The organism is Vibrio sp. 2134-1 (assembly GCF_033339495.1).
In genome coordinates this window covers 1-659 of the sequence record NZ_JAWOUS010000513.1, presented here as the reverse complement: position 1 = coordinate 659, position 659 = coordinate 1, and the positions used below count along the sequence as shown (strand labels likewise).

1 protein-coding gene is annotated in these 659 nt (G+C 50.4%); it reads left to right on the top strand.

Annotated features, from left to right (window positions below):
• A partial coding sequence (galT, locus tag R7R78_RS26950) for a galactose-1-phosphate uridylyltransferase (RefSeq protein ID WP_225474712.1) occupies window positions 1–659 on the top strand: 659 nt, incomplete at both ends.

The window sequence follows — 659 nt, the reverse complement described above, 5'->3', positions numbered from 1 at the left end:
ACAACCCTCTGACTGGGCAATGGATTTTGGTTTCACCTCACCGTGCAAAACGCCCTTGGAGCGGCGCAGATGAAAAGCCCGCATTGGATGAGCTACCAAGCTATGACGGTAAATGTTTCCTTTGTCCAACCAACGAACGTATCTCTGGCGATGTTAATCCAGACTACCAAGGCACCTATGTGTTCAATAACGATTTTGCTGCGCTGATGGTGGATTCACCAGATGCACCAGAGTCAAACAACCCGCTATTCAAAACTCAAGGCGTGCGTGGTTTGAGCCGAGTGATTTGCTTCTCGCCAGATCACAGTAAAACCTTACCGGAGCTGCCAGTGGATAAAATTCGTGGCGTGATAGATACATGGAACGAACAAATTGAAGAGCTCGGCAAAGAGTACGTTTGGGTTCAGGCGTTCGAAAACAAAGGCGAAACCATGGGCTGTTCTCAGCCTCATCCGCACGGTCAAATCTGGGCGAACAGCTTCTTACCAAATGAGATCGAGCGCAAAGAGCACAACCTAAAAGCGTACTACCAAGAACACGGCAGCAACTTGCTGGTAGATTACGTGCAAGCGGAACTCAAAGACGGCTCACGCATTGTGGTGGAAACCGAACACTGGCTGGCGGTGGTGCCTTACTGGGCTGCTTGGCCGTTCGAAACC